The sequence below is a fragment of the Pseudomonas sp. SWRI18 genome, from assembly GCF_014268345.1.
GTDB classification, from domain to species: domain Bacteria; phylum Pseudomonadota; class Gammaproteobacteria; order Pseudomonadales; family Pseudomonadaceae; genus Aquipseudomonas; species Aquipseudomonas cedrina.
Genome location: NZ_JACCQQ010000003.1, coordinates 285,140 through 299,454 on the forward strand (window position 1 = coordinate 285,140; position 14,315 = coordinate 299,454).

Here is a 14,315-nt window from a genome sequence, read left to right on the forward strand (position 1 = left end):
CAAGCACGCTAACATTCCTGTGCACAATTGTCAGGACACAGCAGAGCTGAAGTGGGCAGCTCCCACATTGAAATGATGTTGTGTGAGGGGGGGTCAGTTCGCCAGGCGAGCGCCGCTCAGGCTGCCGCTCAATTCATACGCCACCAACTCCGCCTGGTGCGCCGCCAGAATCTCCGGCAGCGAACCGCGCAGGTATTCGACCCAGGTCTTGATCTTGGCATCCAGGTACTGACGCGACGGGTAGATGGCGTACAGGTTCAGCTCCTGGGACCGGTAGTTGGGCATGACCCGCACCAGGGTGCCATTGCGCAGCCCCTCGATGGCCGCGTACACCGGCAGCAGGCCGATGCCCATGCCGCTGGTGATCGCGGTTTTCATCGCATCGGCCGAGTTCACCAGGAACGGCGACGTGTTGATGGCCACGCTTTCCTGGCCTTCGGGGCCGTTGAAGGTCCATTTGTCCAGCTGGATCACCGGGCTGACCAGGCGCAGGCACGCGTGGTTGAGCAGGTCATGGGGGCGATGGGCGCAGCCCTTGGCTTTCACGTAATCCGGCGAGGCACAGGCGATGCTGTAGGTGATGCCCAGGCGTTGGGACACGAAACCCGAGTCCGGCAGTTCGCTGGCCAGCACGATGGACACGTCATAGCCCTCATCGAGCAAGTCCGGCACACGGTTGGCCAGGGTCAGGTCGAAGGTCACGTCCGGGTGGGTACGGCGGTACCGGGCGATGGCGTCGATGACGAAATGCTGGCCGATGCCGGTCATGGTGTGCACTTTCAGCTGCCCGGAAGGGCGCGCGTGTGCGTCGCTGGCTTCCGCTTCAGCTTCTTCGACATAGGCCAGGATCTGCTCGCAGCGCAGCAAATAGCGTTTGCCGGCCTCGGTCAGGGCGATGCGCCGGGTGGTGCGGTTGAGCAAGCGGGTTTGCAGATGGGCCTCGAGGTTGGAGACCGCGCGCGACACATTGGCGGTGGTGGTATCCAGTTGCACCGCGGCTGCGGTGAAGCTGCCGGCTTCGGCCACGCAACTGAAGGCGCGCATGTTTTGCAAAGTGTCCATGGAGTGTTCTCAGGGGAGATAGCAAATTGTGACAGAAAGTTGCGCCGTCCAGTGATCCCTACGAACGGATTATCGCTTGAACGGTAACAAAGATTCACAGGAATGCCCGCTTATCGTCCCTGATGCCGCCGCCTAGAATTGCGCCACCTTCCCGCACCACCACCTCAGGAATTCGCTTGCCGTGCCGCGTCCCATCAGCAGAGAGCTGAAGACTCTCATTAACAGAGGGCTGCAGGCTCTCAGTGTCTGGGCCTTATCATCAGTAATCAGCGGCTGCATCGGAACCGGAGGAATCGCACCCCAAGGCCAGTCCATCGAGGCTAACAACCTGACCATCGACGAAGCTATCCAGAACGCCGCCAAGGACGCCCACTGGCCCACCGCGCAATGGTGGCAAGCCTACGGCGACCCTCAACTCGATCGCTGGGTCGACCTCGCCACTCAAGGCAGCCCAAGCATGGCCGTGGCCGTCGCACGGGTGCGTGAAGCGCGGGCGATGGCCGGGATCGCCGAGGCCGCCGAGTCGTTGCAGGTCAACAGCGACATCACCCTCAAGCGCCACAATTGGCCGAAGGATCAATTCTATGGTCCCGGCGAACTGAGCGGTGCCAACACCTGGGACAACAATGCGTCCCTGGGCCTGAGCTATGCCCTGGATCTGTGGGGCCGCGAAAGCAACGCCAGCGAGCGTGCCGTCGACCTGGCGCACATGAGCGCTGCGCAAGCGCGCCAGGCCCAGCTCGAATTGCAGAACAACGTTGTGCGCGCCTATATCCAGCTGTCGTTGCACTACGCCAACCGCGATATCGTCGCGGCGACCCTGGCGCAACAGCAGCAGATGCTCGACTTGGCCAACAAACGCCTGAGTGCCGGGATCGGCACCCAGTTCGATGTCAGCCAGGCCGAAACGCCGTTGCCGGAAACCCATCGCCAACTGGATGCCCTCGACGAAGCAATCGCCCTGAGCCGTAACCAGCTCGCAGCGTTGGCCGGTAAAGGCCCGGGGGAGGGCGCGCAGTTGCAGCGCCCGACCTTGTCCCTCGCGGCTGCGCTGAAACTGCCGTCGAGCCTGCCTGCGCAATTGCTCGGGCAGCGCCCGGACGTGGTCGCCAGCCGCTGGCAAGTCGCGGCCCAGGCCCGTGGCATCGATGTGGCGCATGCAGGGTTCTATCCCAACGTCGACCTGGTGGGCAGCCTCGGCTACATGGCGACCGGTGGCGGCATGCTCGCGTTTCTGGCGGGCAGGAAATTCAACTACACCGTCGGCCCTGCGATCACGCTGCCGATTTTCGATGGTGGGCGCTTGCGTGCGCAACTGGGTGAAGCCAGCGCCGGTTATGACATCGCTGTCGCCCAGTACAACCAGACCCTGGTCAATGCCCTCAAAGGCATCAGCGACCAATTGATCCGTCGCGAATCGATGGATAAGCAATCATCCTTTGCCGCGCAATCGGTAGCGTCGGCGCGCAAGACTTACGACATCGCAATGATCGCCTACCAGCGCGGCCTCACGGATTACCTCAATGTGCTGAACGCGCAAACGTTGCTGTTCCATCAGCAACAGATCCAGCAACAGGTGCAGGCCGCACGCCTGAGCGCCCACGCTGAACTGGTCACCGCCCTGGGCGGCGGCCTTGGTGCCGGCGACGACGTGTCGCAACCCGCCAAGGCCCTCCCGAGCAAGACCCCGGCGGCGCTGGCCGTGTTTGATCACTGAGTAGGATCCGATGACCCCCTTGCCTGCACCGCTGCGCTGGTTGTACGCCCTTGAATGGCGCCGTGGCTTTTTCGACTGGGCACGCAGTGACGGCGTGACCTGGGTATATATCTTCAAGGTGCTGATCGCGGCGTTCCTCACGCTGTGGTTGGCGATGCGCCTGGAATTGCCGCAACCGCGCACGGCGATGATCACAGTATTTATCGTGATGCAGCCGCAGAGCGGCCAGGTGTTCGCCAAGAGTTTCTATCGCTTCCTCGGCACCCTGGCAGGGTCGGCGGTGATGGTGTTGCTGATCGCCTTGTTTGCCCAGAACACGGAGTTGTTCCTCGGTGCGCTGGCAATCTGGGTGGGCGTCTGCACAGCGGGTGCGACACGCAATCGCAACTTTCGCGCCTACGGTTTCGTGCTGGCCGGCTATACGGCGGCGATGGTCGGCCTGCCCGCTCTCGCCCATCCGGAGGGCGCCTTTATGGCGGCGGTGTGGCGGGTGCTGGAAATCTCCCTGGGGATTTTGTGCGCCACGCTGGTCAGCGCGGCGATCCTGCCGCAAACCGCCAGTGCGGCCATGCGCAACGCCCTGTACCAGCGTTTCGGCGTGTTCGCGCTGTTTGTCACCGATGGCTTGCGCGGGCGCAGCCAACCTGAAGCGTTCGAGGCCAGCAACGTGCGCTTTATCGCCGAAGCTGTGGGCCTGGAGGGGCTGCGCAGCATCACCGTGTTTGAAGACCCGCATATGCGCCGGCGCAATGGCAGGCTCAGCCGCCTCAACAGCGAATTCATGAGCATCACCACGCGCTTCAATGCCTTGCACCAGCTGCTTGAACGACTGCGCAAGGATGAAGCGGACCATGTTGTTGCGGCAATCAAACCCGGCCTGCAGGACCTTGCCGAAGTGCTCGATGGTTTCTCGGGCCGCGCGCTCACCAGCCCTGATGCGGTGCGCCTGGTCGACCAACTGAGTGCCTATAAGGACGGCCTGCCCGCCAAGGTCCGCAGCCTGCGCGCCACTTTCCAGGAAGCTGGTCCAAGCGAAGCCGAGCAGTTGGATTTCCACACCGCCTACGAGCTGCTCTATCGCTTCGTCGACGATCTGCACAACTATGCGCAAACCCACGCTTCGCTCGCTGATCACCGCCATGCGCGCGAGCAATGGGACGAAACGTTTATCCCGAAAACCAACTGGCTGGCCTGCGCCGCGTCTGGCATTCGTGCGTCATTTATCCTGATCGTGCTGGGCAGTTATTGGGTGGCCACCGCCTGGCCGAGCGGCGCAACCATGACCCTGATCGCCGCGGCCACCGTCGGCCTGTCCGCCGCGACACCGAACCCCAAGCGCATGGCATTCCAGATGGCGTGCGGCACGTTGATCGGTGCGTTGGTGGGCTTTGTCGAGATGTTCTTCGTGTTTCCCTGGATCGATGGCTTCCCGCTGCTGTGCGTGATGTTGGCGCCGGTGATCATCTTTGGCGCCTTCCTCGCGTCACGCCCGCAATACGCCGGCGTCGGCGTCGGCTTGCTGATCTTTTTCAGCACCGGATCGGTGCCGGACAACCTGACGGTCTACAACCCCTACACCTTCATCAACGACTACATCGCCATGGTCATCGGCATGCTGGTGTGCGCGGCGGCGGGGGCGATCATCCTGCCGCCCAACAGCCGCTGGCTCTGGCGGCGGTTGGAGCAGGACCTGCGCGAGCAAGTGGTGTACGCCATCAGCGGCAAGCTCAAGGGGCTGGCATCAAGTTTCGAAAGCCGTACCCGCGACCTCTTGCACCAGGCGTACGGCCTCGCCGTCGGCCAGCCGCAGGTACAGCGCGACCTGCTGCGCTGGATGTTCGTGGTGCTGGAGGTCGGCCACGCGATCATTGAACTGCGCAAGGAGCAGGCGATTCTACCGGTGCACCCCGCCTATGCCGAATCCCAGCCATGGCGCCAGGCGATCCGCGTGATGGGACGCTCACTGGTGCGGCTGTTCCTGCAACCCAGCGCGAGCAATCTGGAGCGCGGCCTGATCGCTGTCGACCACGCGATCAGCCGCGTGCAGGCCACCGACGAACCCTTCGCCCCGCACTTCGACACCTCGGCCCTGCGGCGGGTGAAAAGCTACCTGCACTTTATCCGCACCTCGTTGCTGGACCCGCAATCACCGCTGGCGGCCCTCAAAGGAATCCCGAATGCCTCGTGAAATCGCATTCCACGGCCTGTACATGCCAACCATGACCCTGATGTTTTTGATCGCCGCCGTGCTGGCCTGGGCGCTGGACCGCTTCGCGGCCGGGTTCGACCTATACCGTTTTTTCTGGCACCCGGCGTTGCTGCGCCTGAGCCTGTTCGTTTGCCTGTTCGGCGCCCTGGCGCTGACCGTCTACCGTTGAGACTGCCCCGATGAAAAAGTTTTTCAGCCTGCTCGCGACCTTGCTGGTACTGGCCCTGGCGATCTGGATTGGCCGTACGTTGTGGGTGCACTACATGCAAACGCCGTGGACCCGCGATGGCCGTGTACGGGCCGATATCATCAACGTGGCCGCCGACGTCACCGGCGAAGTGGTCGACGTGCCGGTGCGCGATAATCAGCTTGTCAAAAAAGGCGACCTGCTGATGCAGATCGACCCCGAGCACTACCGCATCGCCGTCAAACAGGCGCAATCGCTGGTCGCCTCGCGCAAAGCCACCTGGGAAATGCGCAAGGTCAACGCCCACCGCCGCGCCGACCTCGATGCCCTGGTGATTTCCAGGGAAAACCGCGACGACGCCAGCAACATCGCCGACTCGGCGCTCGCCGATTACCAGCACGCGTTGGCCCAGCTGGAAGCGGCCGAGCTCAACCTGAAACGCACCCAGGTGGTGGCGGCGGTGGACGGCTACGTCACCAACCTCAACGTGCACCGCGGCGACTACGCACGCATCGGCGAAGCCAAGATGGCCGTGGTCGACATGAACTCGTTCTGGGTCTATGGCTTCTTCGAAGAAACCAAACTGCCCCATGTGAAAATCGGTGACAAAGCCGATATGCAACTCATGAGCGGCGAGACGTTGAAGGGGCACGTGGAAAGCATCTCGCGTGGCATCTACGACCGTGACAACCCTGAAAGCCGCGAGCTGATCGCCGATGTGAACCCGACGTTCAATTGGGTAAGGTTGGCACAGCGAGTGCCGGTGCGGATTCATATTGATGAGGTGCCGGAGGGCGTACTGTTGGCGGCAGGCATTACCTGCACCGTCATCGTGAACCAGACACAAAACTAAACTGTGGGAGCTGGCTTGCCTGCGATAGCGCAGTGTCAGTCAACGTATACCCAACTGACCCGCCGCTATCGCAGGCAAGCCAGCTCCCACAGTTTTTACCGAGTCAGGCCTTGATAAAGGTCTCATGCAAATGGCGCCACAGCAGCGCGCCACTGGCTTGTTTTTCGAAGACCACCGTGGCGCGGCGATCGGTCTGCGTGCCGCTGTCATCGATCTGATGCTCGCGGTAGGTCACGGTGGCGCCGCGTGCATGGCGATCAATTCCCGCCATCTCGCTCAAGGTGATTTTCAACCCCGGCCGCATGCCGCCCAGGCGCGTGAACAGCGCATTGACGCCGGCCGCATTCACCCGCGTGCCTGTGGCGGGGGCGACCATGCTGAATTCAGGCGAGAAGCGCGCCAGCAAATTTTGCAGGGTGCCCTCAGGCGCAACGCCCGCAAACCATTGCTCGATCTCGACGTGGGTCTGGATCACTTCTTCGAAAAAGTCGCTGTAGTCGATCATTTATAAACTCCTGTCCAATCCAAAGCGTTTGTTCAACACTTTCTCCAATAACCCTTTAGGCAATAGCGCCGCCATCAACGGCAACGCTCGGCTGCCATTGCCCGAACGCAGCAGGCGGGGCGGTTTTGGCTGGTGTACGGCCTTGAGCACATCCGCCGCAAATTCGTTGGCCGGGGTCGGTTTGTCCTGGGAGGCTTGGCTGCGTGCGCGAATACCCTCGCGCAACAGCCACCAGGGGGATTTTTCGTTGATCAACAGCTCTGCCTGGGCGCCGGCGTTTTTTGCAAAGCTTGTATCGATGGCGCCGGGCTGAACTTCCATCACCCGCACGCCAAACGGCGCCAGCTCCATGCGCAATGCATCACTCAGCGCATGCACTGCCGCCTTGGAGGCGCAGTAGGCGCCAGCAAACGGCGTCACCAGCACACCGGAAACGCTGCCGATGTTCACGACCAGGCCTTTGCTGCGGCGCAGCGCCGGGAACAGCGCCTGGGTCACGCCGACGATGGAGAACACATTGGTCTCGAATTGGCGCTGCATGGCCTCGGTACCGCCGTCGAGCAGCGGGCCCATCGCGCCGTAGCCGGCGTTGTTGACCAGCACATCCAGCTCTGCGAACTGCTCGGCCAGGCGCTGCAAAGCGGCACTGTCGTTGACGTCCAGTTCGAGCGCATTGAAGCCTGCGGCGGCAAGGGCGGCGACGTCTTCCGGGCGGCGGGCGCTGGCCCATACGTTGTTGCCGGCGGCTTTGAAGGCGTCCGCCAGGGCGCGGCCAATGCCGCTGGAGCAACCGGTGATCAGTACGTTGGGCATGGGTCAGTCCTTGTCAGTCCGAGAAACTGCCTTGCAGGTGCTCGGCACGAAATTCCAGGGTCTGCGGGCGGTAGCCGGGGCGCAGGGGCGGTGTGGGCAGGCAATCGTCCCAGGTCGCGCCGGCCTGCAATTCGCCGGGGCCGCGATAGCGTGGGGCAGCATAGACGTTGTCAGCGAGGTTGACGGTGTCCCCCGGTGCATAGGCGGCGAGGCGCCAGCGCAGTTCGGTGAGCGGTACATCGTTGCCGTTGTTGAGGGTCAGCTTGAGCGGTCGGTCGGCGGGGCATTCCTCTGGTGCATAGAGGATGCGCAGTTCCAGGCGCGCCAATTGCGACGCCTCACGGTTATCCAGCCATACCATCCACATCGCCACGAAGCCCAGGCCGACGGCGGCAGCCAACGACACCGGCAAGGCCTTGGCAGGGTAGCGCAGCAGCAGGATCAGCCAGGTGATGATCAGGAGAACGCCGAAAAACATGATGACAACCTCATATGCAGATAAAACATCCTACCTGCGGGTCGGGCCTGGTGCCTATCGCGGGTATCAGTTTTCGCTTGCGAGGGAACCTGACAATTCATTTTTTCCACAAAGCCGGCATAGGGAAATGCCAGATATCCAGGAAAATATTAATCGCAGTCTGATCAAGCGAGACAAACCATGATTGCTTCAGCCCTTCTTGTACCGGCCGTCACCACCGCATTAGCGTCGGCGGTGACCTCTTTTATCACCGCCCAGCGGGCACCCATGCCGAACCCTGCTGACGCGTCGAAGCAAGGTAATGCAGAGGCAGTTAGACACCCCCCTGGTCGTATGCAGGACCAGAAGCTTACAAATCTGGGGCAAACCCTGCTGCAAACGCCTTCAACAGAACTACGCAACAGCGGTATGAACGCCAGGCACGCCAAAGGGCTTGGTATTGCTGTGGGAGGCATGGCAGCCCAAGAGGCGGGACAGAAGATGGCCACCAGCGGTGGTACGTTGTCCAAAGTGATGGGTGCCGCCATGATCGTGGGGGGCAAAGTTGCCCAGGAGTATGGCGCCGATAAATTCGCGGGTGCTGGACGAACCTGACGGCATTGCGACGCGCACAGGTTCACCCGAGGAACCGGTTGGAATTTTTTCCCACATAGGTTGAGCACGGAAATGCACGCTAAGCCATAAAGGAACCCAATCGCAGCCTTATCGAGTGAGATGCCCTATGACCGTTTCAACCATCCTTACCCCTGTTCAGGCTACTTCCGTTGCACCTGCGCCTGCACCTGCATCCGCGCCCACCGAGCAAGGTTCCGTCAATCAAGCGGGTAGGAACGAGGTCGACAGGCGCCACTTACCCGCTAGCCGAAACATGGGGCTCACGAACCTTCGGCAAAGAGCTATGCAAGGTTTGAGCGAGCGGGTTAGTTCGCACTTTCCCGTGGCGCTTAACGTTAAAGATGATTCGGGGAGCGAAAAAGCCAAAGGGGCAGCCATCACGATGGCCGGAGCGGCAATGCAGGGAGTTGGCGGGAGAATTGCTGCCAGTGGAGGGTTTGGAGCAAAGGTCTTGGGAGGGGCTATGGTGTGGGGTGGCAGGGCGGCGGAAGAATATGGCAAGGACAAATATGAGCGCGCGGGCGACACCTCAAACAACTCCGGCAGTTACAACATTTATGACCCGAATAACTGGGGCGGTCGCTGACAGGCTCTGACAGCCATTGCACTAAAAAAGCCCCCGCCCAACCGGCTGCGGATAGGGGACGCAGTCGGCTGGACGGGGGCTTCTTGTACGACTGTTTTACTGCGCGATAGTTTTCACCGACACGCCACGCTCAACCGGCGTCGAGCGACCGTAGATATCTTCGAACCGCTCGATATCGTCTTCGCCCAGGTAGCTGCCCGACTGCACTTCGATGATCTCCAACGGGATCTTGCCCGGGTTGCGCAGGCGGTGCACCGAGGCGATCGGAATGTAGGTGGACTGGTTTTCGGTGAGCAGGAACACGTTCTCGTCGCAGGTCACTTCGGCCGTGCCGCTGACCACGATCCAGTGTTCCGCGCGGTGGTGGTGCATCTGCAGCGACAGGCACGCGCCCGGCTTGACCGAGATGTGCTTGACCTGGAAGCGACCGCCCATGTCCACCGAGTCGTAGGAGCCCCACGGACGATAGACTTCGCAGTGGTTCTGGGTTTCGCTGCGGCCCTGGTCATTGAGGGTCGAGACCATCTGCTTGACGCCCTGGACCTTGTCCTTGTGGGCAATCATCATCGCGTCCTTGGTTTCCACCACCACGATGTTGTCCAGGCCGATCACCGACACCAGTTTGCCGTTGCCGTGGATCATGCAGTTGCGGCTGTCCTGGATCACCACGTCGCCTTTGCTCACGTTACCGTGGATATCTTTATCGTTGACCGCCCACAGCGACGCCCAGCAGCCCACGTCGCTCCAACCGGCGCTCAGCGGCACCACGCAGGCGCGCTGGGTTTTTTCCATCACGGCGTAGTCGATGGAATTGTCCGGGCAGCAGGCGAAAGTGGCTTCGTCAAAGGTGACGGTGTCGGCATCCTGCTGGCTGCGCTCAAGGGTCAGCAGGCAGGTGTCGTAGATGTCCGGATCGTGTTTTTTCAGCTCTTCGAGGAAGCGGCTGGCACGGAACAGGAACATGCCGCTGTTCCAGAAGTAACCGCCGCTCTTGACGAACTCGACGGCGCGTTTTTCATCGGGCTTTTCCACGAACTGTTCGACGCGGCTCACGCCCTCGGGCAGCAGCGCATCGTTGGTGGACTTGATGTAGCCATAACCGGTTTCCGGACGGGTCGCCGGCACGCCGAACAGCACCATCTCGCCGCGTTCGGCCGCTACGGTGGCCAGGGCCAGCGCACGTTGCAGGGCTTTCTGATCGTCGATCACGTGGTCGGCCGGCAGCACCAGCATCAGTTCGTCACGGCCTTCATTGACCAGCATCATCGCGGTGAGGGCCACGGCCGGCGCGGTGTTGCGGCCGAACGGCTCCATCAGGATGCGCTGGCATTCCAGCTTGCGCGCGGCCAGTTGCTCGTTGACGATAAAACGGTGGTCCTTGTTGCAGACCACGATCGGGGAGTCCATGCCTTCGAACACCAGGCGTTCCAGGGTTTGCTGGAACAGGGTGTGCTCGCCGGTCAGGGCCAGGAATTGTTTCGGGAACTGTTTGCGGGAAAGCGGCCAAAGACGTGAGCCGCTACCACCGGAAAGGATTACTGGAATCATGGGGGTTTCTCCTTGAATCGATTTGGGTCAGAGCTACGAAGGTTTGTCGTTTCACTCTTGTTTTTGTCTCGGTCCGAACTGACGCCTCGATCCTTGTGGGAGCTGGCTTGCCTGCGATGGCGGTGTTGGATTCACCATTGCTATCGCGGGCAAGCCCGGCTCCCACAGGGGGCATAGGTCAGTTCAGGAATTCATTCAGCGGGTCGACACTGGGCGCTTGACCCAGACTGGCGACAGGTTCGAACCGGAACCGGTGACGTACAGCACCGCCGCTTCACCGCGCTCCAGGGCAACCGGCTTCACATCGCCGACCTTCTTGTCACCGTCATACAACGCCAGGCTCACCTTCACCGGGTTGATTTCGCGTTCGCCGCGGCTTTTGGCTGCGACCGCCTTGACCACGTCAGTCTTGCCATCGGCGGTTTTCAGGGTCAGCGCTTTGTCGCTGAGGTTCTGCACACGCACCAGGGATTTCTGCTTGTTCTTGAACGGCGGTTCTTCGATCAGCTGCGGCTGGCCGCTGCCGCTGTTGACCAGGGTGTAGTAGTGGTCGGCAGCCAGTTTGACCGGTACGGTCTGGCTGCCGACCTTGGCGCTGTAGTCACCGCCGGGCATGAAGCTGAAATCGCTGCTGGCCAGTGGCGCGACTTCGCTCAGGTTGGTGCTGCCCACCGTCGCGCTGACTTCCTGGTTCGAAGCGTTGTAGATACGCACGAAGCTCGAGCCTTTTGGTGCGGTCGGGCCATACAGGGCGGCGTCACCGCCGGCGAAGGCGGACATCGATACGAAGCTCAAGCCGGCAGCGATGGCCAGGGTCTTGGCGAGACGACGCGGAGTTGTAGTGAAAGTCATGTGAGTTACCTCTCTTTCAGTTTTGCGCCCGGTCGGGCGTCTCGGATTTAGTGTTGATTGCCATGTTTTGTTGGCGCGAACCGGCTTGTTTAAGCTGCGCAACCCACGAGGGGTCGGCATCGCCGATTTCGTTGTTGATAGGCAGATAACGTTCAGGGAACTCCCAGACCAGCACCTGTGGCGGGCTGTTCTTGAAGTCGTCGCTTTTTAGGTAGCTGAGCATCGGTAGGATCGGGCCGTGGCCGTCTTCGGCGTAGCTGACCACGTCGCGGCCCAGGGCTTGCTTGAGCGCGCCCACGAAGTTCCAGTTGGGGTTGGCGCTGTAGCTGGTGCCCACCAGGGCCACCGGGGTCTCGCTGTCGCTGAACAACGCGTCGTCGCCTTTGGTTTCAGCCAGGTGCGTCACGCGTTTTTCCAGCGGCTCTTTAGGCGGCATCAGGTTTTCGAACAGCGGGTCCAGCGGCAGGAACAAACGCAGGTCGCCTTTATGCGGCACAGTTGTTTCGGCCTCGGTGACAAACTGCTGTGGCTCGCCGCTCAGCGGGGTCTTGTCGGCAATCGCCTTGGCCAACTGCTTGGCCGCGATTTCCGCGCCGTCCGGGGTCCAGTGGGTGTCGGTGCGCAGGAACACTTGCTTGCCGCCCAGCTTGGCTTGTTGCAGGGGGCCAAGCAGGTCCGGGGCGATGATCTTGTCGGCCGCAACGCGGGCATGGAAGTCCTGGTACAGGTTGGCGTGGATGCTCGCCGGCTTCACCTCATCCAGGTGTTCCGGGTACAGGCGCACCTTGGCCGGCACGATCGCCATCACCAGTTGAATGCCTTGGGCCTTGAGCTTCTGGCGTACGCCTTCGACCAGCGCGTAGTTGCCTTCAAGGTTCTGGTCTTCGTTGACGGCGGGGTTGAACTCCTCGTCGCTGTACAACCAGTGATCGCGGCCCAGCACCACGCCAGGGCGGCCTTCATTGAACAGCTTGTAGTCCAGCGCGGCCCACAGGTTGGTGCCCAGGCGCTTGATCGGGAACTCCTCGTCGTAGTGCGTCTCGACGGCCTTGGCCCAGCGGCCGTTGAGTACGGTCGCGTCGGCATTGGTGCTGAAGCCGAAGAAACTGCGCAGCGACCAGGCGCCCAGGGCCAGCAACAGCACCAGGAACAGGCCGATATAGAGGACGCGTAATGAACGGGTCATGGTCGGCTCCCTCAGAATTGGAAGTAAAGGAACGGCGAGAAACTCTGCGCCGACAGTTTGAGAATCGACGCCACGAACAGCAGCAGCACCGCAGCGCGCATGGCGTAGCGTGGCCAGTCAGCGGTCCAGTAGGCCGGTTGCACGGCGGCGTCACGGCCCACGGTAAAACCGGGCTCGTGGATGCTCCCTGGGTTGTCGCCCGGTACGGCCTTGATCAGGCTCGGGTCGGCTGGCTTGGTCTTCTCGGCGGGGCGATTGGTGTAGAAGTCGCGCAGGCCGAAGAACGCCAGGGTTGCGTAGGCCACCACCAGGGTCGCCACTTGCAGCCCGGTGAGGTTGGCGCGGTTGAGTTCCGACAGCGACCACTCGCCAAAGCTGAACATCGCACCGTACATACGCCCGGCAACGTGCAGGTTCTCGGCGCGGAAGATCACCCAGCCCATCACCACCAGCAGGAAGGTGAAGGCCCAGCGCAGCACATTGAAACTACGCGGCGCGGTATTGAGGCCAATCGCTTTCTCGATCGCCAGCCACATGCCGTGCCAGGCACCCCACACGATGTAGGTGATGTTCGCACCGTGCCACAGGCCACCGAGCAGCATGGTCAGGAACAGGTTGCGGTAGGTGGTCAGCGTGCCTTTACGGTTGCCGCCCAGGGTGATGTACAGGTAGTCACGCAGCCAGGTGGAGAGGCTGATGTGCCAGCGCCGCCAGAACTCGGTGATCGACTGACTGATGTAAGGCTGCTTGAAGTTTTCCATGAAGCGGAAACCCATCATCAAGCCCAGGCCGATCGCCATGTCGCTGTAGCCGGAGAAGTCGAAGTACAGCTGCGCGGTGTAGGCCAGCGCGCCGAGCCAGGCATCGCCGGTCGTCGGGTTCTGCAAGGCGAAACAATGGTCGGCCACCACCGCCAGGGTATCGGCGATGAACACCTTCTTGATGAAACCCTGCATGAACCGCGTGCAGCCCTCGGAGAATTTATCCAGGGTGTGGGTGCGGTTGTTGAACTGGTCGGCCAGGTCGCGAAAGCGCAGCACGGGGCCCGCGATCAAGTGCGGGAAAATCGCCACGAACGCCGCGAAGTCGATGAGGTTGCGGGTCGCCGGGGTATCACCGCGATACACGTCGATGATGTAGCTGATGGACTCGAAGATGTAGAACGAGATCCCGATCGGCAACAGCACGTGGGTGAGGATGAACGGCTCCAGGCCCATCGACTTCATCATCACGTTGATGCTGTCGACGCCGAAGTTGGCGTACTTGAAGTAGCCGAGGATGCACAGGTCGACCGCCACGCCGAGCAGCAGCCAGCGCTGGGCCGGCTTGGTGCGCACGCCGGCCGCACCGACTTTTAGGCCGATCCAGTAGTTCCACAGCGTCACGGCGGCGAACAGCGCCAGGAAGTCCACTCGCCACCAGGCGTAGAACACGTAGCTGGCCAGCAGCAGCAGCAGGTTGCGATAGCGTTGCCCGCTCAAATAGTACAAGCCGAGAAAGATCGGCAAGAACAGAAACAGGAACACATTGGACGAGAAAACCATCCCGATCTCTCCATGTTTAAACCAACAGTCAAGGGCCGCAGCCCCCCCAAACCCCCCACGAAAATCGGGGAGGGCGGTATTACATTCCTACTGACGAAACCGGGTTAACTGTGGGAGCGGGCTTGCTCGCGAATGCGGTAGTTCAGTAACAGATGTGTCG

General features: G+C 61.6%; 14 protein-coding genes. 6 read left to right on the forward strand and 8 right to left on the reverse strand.

All coding sequences use genetic code 11. From position 1 onward, the window contains the following. Positions 1-93: 93 nt before the first annotated feature. Positions 94-1,062, reverse strand: coding sequence for a LysR family transcriptional regulator (locus tag H0Z09_RS06160; protein WP_186688424.1), 969 nt, complete (start codon positions 1,060-1,062; stop codon positions 94-96). Positions 1,063-1,243: 181 nt separating this feature from the next. Here H0Z09_RS06160 and H0Z09_RS06165 point away from each other — a divergent pair, with 181 nt between their 5' ends. Genes H0Z09_RS06165 through H0Z09_RS06180 form a run of 4 tightly spaced genes read left to right on the forward strand, consistent with a single transcriptional unit; the run spans position 1,244 to position 6,028 of the window. Beyond that, positions 1,244-2,779, forward strand: a complete 1,536-nt coding sequence (locus tag H0Z09_RS06165; protein WP_186688438.1) for an efflux transporter outer membrane subunit — start codon at positions 1,244-1,246, stop codon at positions 2,777-2,779. A 10-nt stretch (positions 2,780-2,789) separates the two neighbouring features. Beyond that, positions 2,790-4,967, forward strand: a complete 2,178-nt coding sequence (locus H0Z09_RS06170) for an FUSC family protein (protein ID WP_186688441.1) — start codon at positions 2,790-2,792, stop codon at positions 4,965-4,967. Then, entirely contained in the window at positions 4,957-5,157 is a 201-nt protein-coding gene (locus H0Z09_RS06175; protein ID WP_186688444.1) for a DUF1656 domain-containing protein, read from the forward strand. The genes H0Z09_RS06170 and H0Z09_RS06175 overlap by 11 nt, the downstream gene beginning before the upstream one ends. A gap of 10 nt (positions 5,158-5,167) precedes the next feature. After that, positions 5,168-6,028 carry an HlyD family secretion protein gene (locus tag H0Z09_RS06180; RefSeq protein ID WP_186688447.1) on the forward strand — a complete coding sequence of 287 codons (861 nt, stop codon included), beginning with the start codon at positions 5,168-5,170 and terminating at the stop codon, positions 6,026-6,028. Between the two features lie 103 nt (positions 6,029-6,131). Here H0Z09_RS06180 and H0Z09_RS06185 read toward each other — a convergent pair whose 3' ends face one another. Genes H0Z09_RS06185 through H0Z09_RS06195 form a run of 3 tightly spaced genes read right to left on the reverse strand, consistent with a single transcriptional unit; the run spans position 6,132 to position 7,824 of the window. Then, positions 6,132-6,533 carry a DUF4440 domain-containing protein gene (locus H0Z09_RS06185; RefSeq protein WP_186688450.1) on the reverse strand — a complete coding sequence of 134 codons (402 nt, stop codon included), beginning with the start codon at positions 6,531-6,533 and terminating at the stop codon, positions 6,132-6,134. Beyond that, on the reverse strand, positions 6,534-7,346 hold the full coding sequence (locus tag H0Z09_RS06190; protein WP_186688453.1) for an SDR family oxidoreductase: 813 nt from the start codon (positions 7,344-7,346) through the stop codon (positions 6,534-6,536). A gap of 13 nt (positions 7,347-7,359) precedes the next feature. Next, positions 7,360-7,824, reverse strand: a complete 465-nt coding sequence (locus H0Z09_RS06195; protein WP_186688456.1) for a multidrug transporter — start codon at positions 7,822-7,824, stop codon at positions 7,360-7,362. Between the two features lie 180 nt (positions 7,825-8,004). Here H0Z09_RS06195 and H0Z09_RS06200 point away from each other — a divergent pair, with 180 nt between their 5' ends. Further along, the gene (locus H0Z09_RS06200; protein WP_076951258.1) at positions 8,005-8,418 is read left to right on the forward strand and encodes a hypothetical protein; all 414 of its coding nucleotides are present in this window, start codon (positions 8,005-8,007) and stop codon (positions 8,416-8,418) included. Positions 8,419-8,722: 304 nt separating this feature from the next. After that, on the forward strand, positions 8,723-9,025 hold the full coding sequence (locus tag H0Z09_RS06205) for a hypothetical protein (RefSeq protein ID WP_186688459.1): 303 nt from the start codon (positions 8,723-8,725) through the stop codon (positions 9,023-9,025). Positions 9,026-9,121: 96 nt separating this feature from the next. Here the strand turns inward: H0Z09_RS06205 and H0Z09_RS06210 are convergent, their stop codons facing one another. The 4 genes from H0Z09_RS06210 to H0Z09_RS06225 form a co-directional block, all read right to left on the reverse strand. Beyond that, positions 9,122-10,573, reverse strand: coding sequence for a mannose-1-phosphate guanylyltransferase/mannose-6-phosphate isomerase (locus H0Z09_RS06210; protein ID WP_186688474.1), 1,452 nt, complete (start codon positions 10,571-10,573; stop codon positions 9,122-9,124). Between the two features lie 195 nt (positions 10,574-10,768). After that, the gene (locus tag H0Z09_RS06215; RefSeq protein ID WP_076951261.1) at positions 10,769-11,425 is read right to left on the reverse strand and encodes an alginate O-acetyltransferase AlgF; all 657 of its coding nucleotides are present in this window, start codon (positions 11,423-11,425) and stop codon (positions 10,769-10,771) included. A 16-nt stretch (positions 11,426-11,441) separates the two neighbouring features. Beyond that, positions 11,442-12,611, reverse strand: coding sequence for an alginate O-acetyltransferase (locus H0Z09_RS06220; protein ID WP_186688477.1), 1,170 nt, complete (start codon positions 12,609-12,611; stop codon positions 11,442-11,444). Between the two features lie 11 nt (positions 12,612-12,622). After that, entirely contained in the window at positions 12,623-14,155 is a 1,533-nt protein-coding gene (locus tag H0Z09_RS06225) for an MBOAT family protein (RefSeq protein WP_076951263.1), read from the reverse strand. Positions 14,156-14,315: the final 160 nt, after the last annotated feature.

Excerpts from the sequence above, each read along its gene's own strand:
- H0Z09_RS06190 (WP_186688453.1), bottom strand. The coding sequence starts at position 7,346 with ATGCCCAACGTACTGATCACCGGTTGCTCCAGCGGCATTGGCCGCGCC.
- H0Z09_RS06210 (WP_186688474.1), bottom strand. The coding sequence starts at position 10,573 with ATGATTCCAGTAATCCTTTCCGGTGGTAGCGGCTCACGTCTTTGGCCG.
- H0Z09_RS06200 (WP_076951258.1), top strand. The coding sequence starts at position 8,005 with ATGATTGCTTCAGCCCTTCTTGTACCGGCCGTCACCACCGCATTAGCG.
- H0Z09_RS06175 (WP_186688444.1), top strand. The coding sequence starts at position 4,957 with ATGCCTCGTGAAATCGCATTCCACGGCCTGTACATGCCAACCATGACC.
- H0Z09_RS06215 (WP_076951261.1), bottom strand. The coding sequence starts at position 11,425 with ATGACTTTCACTACAACTCCGCGTCGTCTCGCCAAGACCCTGGCCATC.
- H0Z09_RS06170 (WP_186688441.1), top strand. The coding sequence starts at position 2,790 with ATGACCCCCTTGCCTGCACCGCTGCGCTGGTTGTACGCCCTTGAATGG.
- H0Z09_RS06180 (WP_186688447.1), top strand. The coding sequence starts at position 5,168 with ATGAAAAAGTTTTTCAGCCTGCTCGCGACCTTGCTGGTACTGGCCCTG.
- H0Z09_RS06225 (WP_076951263.1), bottom strand. The coding sequence starts at position 14,155 with ATGGTTTTCTCGTCCAATGTGTTCCTGTTTCTGTTCTTGCCGATCTTT.
- H0Z09_RS06195 (WP_186688456.1), bottom strand. The coding sequence starts at position 7,824 with ATGTTTTTCGGCGTTCTCCTGATCATCACCTGGCTGATCCTGCTGCTG.
- H0Z09_RS06160 (WP_186688424.1), bottom strand. The coding sequence starts at position 1,062 with ATGGACACTTTGCAAAACATGCGCGCCTTCAGTTGCGTGGCCGAAGCC.
- H0Z09_RS06185 (WP_186688450.1), bottom strand. The coding sequence starts at position 6,533 with ATGATCGACTACAGCGACTTTTTCGAAGAAGTGATCCAGACCCACGTC.
- H0Z09_RS06220 (WP_186688477.1), bottom strand. The coding sequence starts at position 12,611 with ATGACCCGTTCATTACGCGTCCTCTATATCGGCCTGTTCCTGGTGCTG.
- H0Z09_RS06205 (WP_186688459.1), top strand. The coding sequence starts at position 8,723 with ATGCAAGGTTTGAGCGAGCGGGTTAGTTCGCACTTTCCCGTGGCGCTT.